We start from the raw sequence: 5,871 nt of genomic DNA on the forward strand, positions 1-5,871 counted from the left end.
GCGCGCGATGCGTACGAGGTCCAGATGTCCTTCGTGCAGATTGCCCATGGTCGGCACGAAGGCGACCCCGGGACTGGAGCCAAGCCGCGCACGGAGCGCCGCAACCGTGGTGATCACTTCCATCGGCGCGCCGATCCTAGAAGGCGTGCTCGGGGCCGGGGAAGGTCTTCGCCTTCACTTCCTTGACGTAGCTTTCCACCGCCGCCTGCAGGCTTTTCGACGGGCGCATGTAGTTCTTGACGAACTTCGCCTTCTTGCCGGGGTAGATGTCGAGCATGTCGTAGAGCACGAGCACCTGGCCGGAGCAATCCACACCGGCGCCGATGCCGATGGTGGGTACGCGGATGCTCTCGGTAACCTCCTTCGCGAGCTTGGCGGGGATCGCTTCGAGCACGATCATGCCGGCACCGACCTTCTCCAGATTGCGCGCTTCTTCGAGGATCCGCCCCGCTTCCTCGTCGGCGCGGCCCTGCACGTGAAAGCCGCCGAGCTGGTGCACGGATTGCGGGGTGAGACCGATGTGACCACAGACCGGGATGCCGCGCCGCGTGAGATAGGCGACGGTCTCGAACATGGGTGCGCCGCCTTCGACCTTCACCATCTGCGCCCCGGCAGCCACGAGCTGCACCGCGTTGCGGAAGGTGTCCGCCGGGCCGGTCTGGAACGTGCCGAACGGCATGTCGGCGACGATGAACGCCCGCTTCGCGCCGCGCGCGACGCACGCCGTGTGGTACACCATTTGTTCGAGCGTCACCGGCAGCGTCGTCTCGTGCCCCTGCAGCACCATGCCGAGCGAATCTCCCACCAGCAGCACCTCCACTCCTGCGGCGTCGAGCATGGCGGCAAAGCTCGCGTCATAGCACGTCAGCGTCGCGATCTTGTTGCCGTCCTGGTTCATGCGCTGCAGGTTGGCGAGCGTGATCCGCATCGATTCAGGTCCCCAGATTGAAAAAGGCCCGGCTGCCGCGCATTTCCGCCACCTGTGTCAGCAGCAGGTCGAGGTCCGCACGGACGTCGACGAAGTTGAGGTTGTCGCTGTTCACGATCAGCACCGGCGCCGCAGCGTAATGGTGGAAGAAGCCGCTGTACGCGTCCGCGAGACGGCGCAGGTAGTCGAGCGCGAGATCGCTCTCGTAGGCGACGGCGCGCCGCTTGACGCGCTCCATGAGCGTGTCGGGAGATGCCTGCAGATAGATGACGAGATCCGGTGCCGGTGCGCGCGGCTTCACGTGCGCGTAGAGATCCCGATACAGCGCGAGTTCCTCGGCGGTGAGGGTCAACTCGGCAAACAGCGGATCCTTGTCGAGCATGAAATCGGAAACGACGCGCCCGGCGAAGAGGTCCTGCCGCATCAGCTCGGAGAGCTGGTTCACGCGGTGCGTCAGGAAGAAAAGCTGCGTGGCGAGCGCATGCCGCTCCGGGTCGCGGTAGAAGCGCGGCAGGAACGGATTCGCCTCCGGCTCCTCCAGCACGAGCCGTGCGTGCAGGCGTTCGGCGAGCGCCCGAGCGAGGCTCGTCTTGCCGGCGCCGATCGGCCCTTCGATGGCCACGTAGCGCAGTCGCTCAGGCAGCATCCAGGCGCTCCAGTCGTTGATCGGGACACTCCCGCAGCAGGTCGGCCACGCGCCCCTGGCCCGGGATGACGGTGTCGGCCGCGATCTCGGCGAGCGGCTGCAGCACGAACGCGCGCTCGTGCATGCGCGGGTGAGGAAGCGTGAGCCCGGGTTCGTGCAGCACGAGATCTCCATACAGCAGCAGGTCGAGATCGAGCGTGCGCGGCGCGTTCGGGAAGTCGCGCACGCGGCCGTGGCGGCGCTCGATGTCGAGCAGCCCGTCGAGCAGCGCATGCGGCGCGAGCGCCGTTTCCACCATCATGACGGCATTGATGAAGTCCGGCTGGTCGAGAAATCCCACGGGGGCCGTGCGATAGAGCGACGAGCGCTTGAGAAGCCGCGTGGCGGGCAGCGCCGCGATCTCCGCCATGCCGCGCACGACCTGCTCGCGCGGCGCGTCGAGATTGCTGCCCAGCGCCAGGAAAGCCACCACCGGTTGCGCGCTCAAGACTCGCCTCCGCCGCCGACCGTCTCTGCCACGACCGCCGGGCGCTTGCGCCGCGGGCGCCGGCGGCGTGTCCCCTTGCCGGTATTCGGCAGCAGCATGCTGCCGCGCTCTTCGTCACTCGCGTCCTGAAACCGGGTCCACCAGTCCCCGAGTTCCGCGTCCACCTCGCCGCTCTCGCAGCGCAGCAGCAGGAAATCGTAGCCCGCACGGAACCGCTCGTGAGCGAGCAGCGCGTGCGGCCGGCGTCCGCTGCGCGCCTCGAAGCGCGGCTGCATCGCCCACAGCTCCTTCATCGGTGCGGCGAGACGGCGTGGAATCGCGAGTTTCTCCGACTGCTGGCTCACCACCTGCTCCATCGCGTCGTGCAGCGCGGGGATCGGCTTCATGCCGCTCGCCTGCAGCGTCTTCCAGGCGCTCAGGACCTCGTGCCACAACAGCGCTGCGAACAGAAAGGCCGGGGAGACCGGCTTGTCGGCGCAGATGCGCTGGTCGGTGTTGCGCAGGGCGAGCAGGACGAAGCGCTGTCCGAGCGGCTGTTCGACGATGACGTCCAGCATCGGCAACAGGCCGTGATGCAATCCCTCCTCGCGCAACCGGGACACGCTTTCGGCGGCATGGCCGGAGAGCAGGAGCTTCAACATCTCGTCGAAGAGCCGGGCCGCCGGCACGTTCTCCAGCAGGTCGGCGAGCGGCTTGATGGGGCGGCGGGTCGCCGGCTCCAGTTCGAGTTCGAGCTTCGCCGCCAGCCGCACCGCACGCAGCATACGCACCGGATCCTCGCGGTAGCGCTGTTCCGGGTCGCCGATGATGCGCAGCAGCCGCTTCTGCAGATCACCCCAGCCGCCGCAGTAGTCGACGATCTCCTGCGTGGTCGGGTCGTAGAAGAGCGCGTTCACGGTGAAGTCGCGCCGCAGCGCGTCCTCCTCCTGCGTGCCCCACACGTTGTCGCGCAGCAGCCGACCGTGCGCGTCCTTTGGCGCCGCATTGCCCGCTTCGCCGCTCGGCCCGCGAAAGGTCGACACCTCGATCGTCTCGGCACCGCACAGACAATGCACGATCTGGAAGCGCCGGCCGATGATGCGCGAGCGGCGGAAGGCGCTGCGCACCTCTTCCGGAGTCGCATCGGTCGCCACGTCGAAATCCTTCGGATCGCGTCCGAGCAGCAGGTCGCGCACCGCACCGCCGACCACGAACGCCTTGAAACCCCGCTCCTGCAGCGTGGACGTGACCTTGCGCGCGCAGTCGCTGATGCGGCTGCGGGCAACACCGTGCGTCTCGAACGGGATGACCACCGGATCCTGCGACCGGGCGCGGCGCGAGAAAACGCGATGCAGGAACTTGCGGATCATGGAGTCGCCTTTCAGGCCTTGTTCTAAGCTCAGGCCGGCAGCGGGCGCCAGCGCGGAGAGGCGGAAATTATACATCTGGCGTTGCAGCGCAATGCCGCAGGACGGCCCCCGCGGGGCCTGTCGCCGAACCCGTGCCCGCGCTTTGCCCACCTCAGCGCAAACTGATGACGGGCCATCCGCGCTCTTCCGCGTGCCGGCGCAGGGTATCGTCCGGATCCACCGCGACCGGGTTCGACACCAGCGCGAGCAGCGGCAGGTCGTTCAGCGAATCGCTGTAGAACCAGCTGCCGGCACACTGCCCGATCGTGGTTCCACGCGCCGCGAGCCACGCCTGCAGGCGCTCGACCTTGCCCTCACGGAAACACGGGGTACCGTGCACGCGGCCCGTGAATTCGCCGTTCACCGCTTCCGGATCGGTTGCGATCAGGTGCTCGACGCCGAATGCGCTGGCGATCGGTCCGGTCACGAAGCTGTTCGTCGCGGTGATGATGACGCGCAGATCGTCGGCGTGACGCTGCAGCAGTTGCCGCGCGGGATCGCCGATCAGCGGAGCGATCCGCTGCGCCATGAACTCGCGGTGCCACGCGTCGAGAACACTGCGCGGATGGCGCGACAGCGGTTTCAGCTGAAAGTCGAGGAACTCGTGGATGTCGAGCGTGCCTGCGCGGTACTGGTCGTAGAAATGCAGGTTGCGCGCCTCGTAGACCTCGCGATCCAGCACGCCCTTGCCGATCAGGAACTGCGCCCATTCGAAATCGCTGTCGCCGGACAGCAGCGTGTTGTCGAGGTCGAAGAGGGCAAGGCGCATGGGAGGGAACCGGTGAACGAAGCGGCAGAAGCGCGGTCTGGCTGTGGACGCGCACCGCGGATGAAGCGGGCGCGCAGTATAGCTTAAAATTTCCGCATGAACCTGCCCGACGCCCTCCTCCCGCATGCCTGGTACTGGCTGGGCTGGGTGCTCTTCGTGCCGTGTTTCCTGCTGGTCGCCGGGCGCGCGCCGTGGCGACGCCTGGCAAGTCCGGTGCCGCTCAATGCCTGGCTCGGCACCATCGTCGGTCTCACGCTGCTCTGGCAGATCACGGCGGTCATCCAGCCGGGGCTCAACTTCCATTTCCTCGGCGCGACGCTTTTCACCCTCATGGCCGGTCCGCACCTTGCGATGGTCGGCGTCACCCTCGTCCTCACGGCGGTCACGGCATGGAACGGCAGCGGCTGGGAAAGCTTCGGACTCAACGGCACGCTCATGGTGGTGCTCCCGGTGGCGTTGAGCCATGCGGTGTATCGCCTGATCGACTCGCGCCTGCCCAACAATTTCTTCGTGTATGTGTTCGGCATCGCCTTTGCCGGTGCCGCCGTGGCGGTGGGGACGCTGGGTCTCGCCACCACGTCGCTGCTGGCGAGCGCCGGCATTTACCCGACAGCGCAGCTTTTCGATCTCTACCTGCCGTACTATCTGCTGCTCGCCTGGTCGGAAGCACTGTTCACGGGCATGACCATGACCCTTTTCGTGGTCTACAAGCCGGAATGGGTCGCGACGTTCGACGACCGACGTTATCTGCGCAACCAGTAGGCGCGGATCTGCCTTTCCCGCCGCCCCTCCCTACATGACGAATCCACGCCATCGCACCGCTTTCCTGTTCGGCGCCCTGTTGCTGTGCGCTGTCTTTCCGGCCGCCGGCGAGCCCGCCCCCGTGGAACGGCATGCACTGCCCAAACCGGGAACGGACTTGGTCGGGGCGGTCGGTTCCGTCACCGTGCGCGATGAGGAAACGCTGCTCGATATCGCCCGTCAGCAGGGCATCGGGCAGGAGGAAATCGTCAACGCCAACCCCGGCGTCGACCGCTGGCTGCCAGCGGTGGGCAGCGAAGTCACCATCCCCGGGCGTCGCCTCCTGCCGGAAGGCGCGCGGCGCGGCATCGTCATTAACCTGCCGGAATACCGGCTCTACTACTACCCGGAGCCGGCGAGGAAGAACGGCTCGCGCGAAGTGCTGACATTTCCGATCTCGGTCGGCCGCATGGACTGGAAAACGCCGCTCGGCCTCACGCAGGTCACGGGAAAGCAGAAGAATCCGTCATGGACGCCGCCGGAATCGATCCGCGCCGAGCACGCGGCGGACGGCGACATCCTGCCGAAGGTGGTGCCGCCCGGCCCCGACAATCCGCTCGGCGCCTTCGCCCTGCGGCTCGGCATCTCCGGCTACCTGATCCATGGGACGGACAAGGAATTCGGCGTCGGCATGCGCGTCACCCACGGCTGCATGCGCCTCCTGCCCGAGCACATCGAAGCGCTGTTCCAGCTCGCCCCGGTGGGCACGCCCGTGCGTCTCATGAATCAGCCGGTGAAACTGGGCTGGGGCGACGATGCGCTCTATCTCGAGGTGCATCCACCGCTCGAAGAGCATGAACGCCCGGCGGAAGAACTGATCGCGGATACCCTCGACCGGATTCGCTTTCAGGT

8 protein-coding genes are annotated in these 5,871 nt (G+C 66.9%); 2 read left to right on the forward strand and 6 right to left on the reverse strand.

Annotated elements, in window-relative coordinates; translation table 11 throughout:
• From JNK68_11735 to JNK68_11760, 6 genes are all read right to left on the reverse strand, one after another.
• On the reverse strand, positions 1-123 hold a 123-nt coding region (locus JNK68_11735; protein ID MBL8541026.1), incomplete at its 3' end, for a pantoate--beta-alanine ligase.
• Positions 124-136: 13 nt separating this feature from the next.
• Entirely contained in the window at positions 137-928 is a 792-nt protein-coding gene (panB, locus tag JNK68_11740) for a 3-methyl-2-oxobutanoate hydroxymethyltransferase (GenBank protein ID MBL8541027.1), read from the reverse strand.
• A 4-nt stretch (positions 929-932) separates the two neighbouring features.
• Positions 933-1,574, reverse strand: coding sequence for a deoxynucleoside kinase (locus JNK68_11745; GenBank protein MBL8541028.1), 642 nt, complete (start codon positions 1,572-1,574; stop codon positions 933-935).
• Positions 1,564-2,061, reverse strand: a complete 498-nt coding sequence (folK, locus tag JNK68_11750; GenBank protein MBL8541029.1) for a 2-amino-4-hydroxy-6-hydroxymethyldihydropteridine diphosphokinase — start codon at positions 2,059-2,061, stop codon at positions 1,564-1,566. The genes JNK68_11745 and folK overlap by 11 nt, the downstream gene beginning before the upstream one ends.
• A complete protein-coding gene (gene pcnB / locus JNK68_11755) occupies positions 2,058-3,410 on the reverse strand; it encodes a polynucleotide adenylyltransferase PcnB (GenBank protein MBL8541030.1) in 1,353 nt (450 codons plus the stop codon). The genes folK and pcnB overlap by 4 nt, the downstream gene beginning before the upstream one ends.
• Before the next feature lie 151 nt (positions 3,411-3,561).
• A complete protein-coding gene (locus tag JNK68_11760; GenBank protein MBL8541031.1) occupies positions 3,562-4,218 on the reverse strand; it encodes an HAD family hydrolase in 657 nt (218 codons plus the stop codon).
• A gap of 96 nt (positions 4,219-4,314) precedes the next feature.
• Between JNK68_11760 and JNK68_11765 the strand changes: the two genes are divergently transcribed.
• Both JNK68_11765 and JNK68_11770 read left to right on the forward strand, forming a co-directional pair.
• Complete coding sequence (locus tag JNK68_11765; protein ID MBL8541032.1) at positions 4,315-4,980, forward strand: energy-coupling factor ABC transporter permease; 666 nt, start codon at positions 4,315-4,317, stop codon at positions 4,978-4,980.
• A 34-nt stretch (positions 4,981-5,014) separates the two neighbouring features.
• A partial coding sequence (locus JNK68_11770; GenBank protein ID MBL8541033.1) for a L,D-transpeptidase family protein occupies positions 5,015-5,871 on the forward strand: 857 nt, incomplete at its 3' end.

This window comes from Betaproteobacteria bacterium (assembly GCA_016791345.1).
GTDB lineage: Bacteria > Pseudomonadota > Gammaproteobacteria > Burkholderiales > JAEUMW01 > JAEUMW01.

What these genes read in the sequence shown, in the direction of transcription:
- panB (MBL8541027.1), bottom strand. Translation starts at nt 928, where the DNA reads ATGCGGATCACGCTCGCCAACCTGCAGCGCATGAACCAGGACGGCAAC.
- JNK68_11745 (MBL8541028.1), bottom strand. Translation starts at nt 1,574, where the DNA reads ATGCTGCCTGAGCGACTGCGCTACGTGGCCATCGAAGGGCCGATCGGC.
- pcnB (MBL8541030.1), bottom strand. Translation starts at nt 3,410, where the DNA reads ATGATCCGCAAGTTCCTGCATCGCGTTTTCTCGCGCCGCGCCCGGTCG.
- JNK68_11760 (MBL8541031.1), bottom strand. Translation starts at nt 4,218, where the DNA reads ATGCGCCTTGCCCTCTTCGACCTCGACAACACGCTGCTGTCCGGCGAC.
- JNK68_11765 (MBL8541032.1), top strand. Translation starts at nt 4,315, where the DNA reads ATGAACCTGCCCGACGCCCTCCTCCCGCATGCCTGGTACTGGCTGGGC.